Origin of the sequence: Silvanigrella paludirubra (assembly GCF_009208775.1) — a bacterium.
Lineage (GTDB): Bacteria > Bdellovibrionota_B > Oligoflexia > Silvanigrellales > Silvanigrellaceae > Silvanigrella > Silvanigrella paludirubra.
On sequence record NZ_WFLM01000012.1, the window covers coordinates 1 to 1496 of the forward strand.

Below are 1496 nucleotides of genomic sequence, written 5' to 3' on the forward strand. Positions count from 1 at the left end.
GATCTTCAAATCCATTCCCAATTACATCTCCTATTTTATATGATAGAGAAAATGCACCTGTTCTTGGATCTACAGATTGAGATAAATCTTTATAATTGTAAGCATCACTTACTGGCTTATTGCTATCTGTTCCGCCTTGGTTATTACTTGCACTTTGGGCATAAGCCTTAGTTCCACTAAGCTCTGTACCTGCTGTTGATTTAGCTACTGTCTGTGTGTTTTTAGCACCTTCTGCTGAGCTATAAACAACTGCTGTTAACTTAGATATCCCGCTCGCATAGACATACGATTGAAAGGGACTTGATAGCATTAGACCAGTACTAAATAATGCTGTTACTTTATTTAAAATATGATTTTTTTTCAATTGATAGCCTTAAATGAAATTGCAATAAAAACAGACGAAAAACCATCAATTATTTTTATAGAAATAAAAGACAAAATACACTTATTATATAGGAATTTATTGTCAATTAATTACAACTAAATAAACTTAATTTTGAGAATTTTTAATCTTAATTTCATTTTATTTTAATTTAAAAAAAAATTAAGATTAATTTTTCCTTTATAATTTTTAGATTTAAAAAAAACCAGAAATGTTTTCACACTTCTGGCTTTCATAAGCTCACACAATTATCAAGTTATTAAAAATAACTCTTAATTATCGCTTTGCATTAACCTCAAGCTAACATCATTGTAAACAGGAGATACAAGCTTTAAAGGTTGTAACCAATTGCTATTTGTCCCAGAATTAGATGAGCTCATTATTGATGAAGAAGATCCAATTGAAAGAGTATCACTATCGCCAATCAATCTTAATCTAGAAGAATAAAAATTAAGATCAGAATTTATAGACTCTAAACTAGTTAGACTACTACTTTTATTAATCCCATAATCACCAAAAGGTCTAAAAGCACTTGTATCTAATTTTGTTCCACCCATTTGTTGACGATGATTCCACATAGATTTCCAACCATAACCTTTATCAGTAACATTACTTGAAGATACTGCGCGAGATCCAAGATATGTTGAATTCGTATTGGTGGATGAAACAGAAGAAATTGAATCTGTTTCTTTAAGAAGCTGATAACCGCCTTTAGGACCAGCCGCCAAAGAAGCACCAATTCCAGAAACTGCAGAAACAATCCCAAGAGCTAGAGAAGCCCATCCTAAAGCACTTGCCGTATTTGCATACTCAGCTGCTTTATTTTTATCACCTGATTCAAGAGCTAATTCTGCTTTGTTTTGATAAACAGAACTTGCAATTCCTGTTGCTCCAGCCGCTACTCCAGTTACTAAAGAGGTTGTTGCTAAAACAGCCTGTGTCGTTGTAACCCCTGCCGCTCCCGCTGCTGCGGATGTACCTGCTGCTGTTAAACCAAGCGAACTACCAAAGGTAACAACAGAAGCTACAATTCCTATGATTGCAAGAAGAATTCCTATTCCCATTACTGTATAAGAAGCCGCGCTTTCCCCTGTTGGGTCAAACTTCATGATTG

The 1496-nt window shown here is 34.2% G+C and carries 2 protein-coding genes; both read right to left on the minus strand.

The window, feature by feature from the left end; all coding sequences use genetic code 11:
- On the minus strand, window positions 1-364 hold a 364-nt coding region (locus GCL60_RS17195), incomplete at its 3' end, for a hypothetical protein (RefSeq protein ID WP_153421919.1).
- 290 nt (window positions 365-654) lie between these two features.
- A partial coding sequence (locus GCL60_RS17300) for a CD225/dispanin family protein (RefSeq protein WP_202614059.1) occupies window positions 655-1496 on the minus strand: 842 nt, incomplete at its 5' end.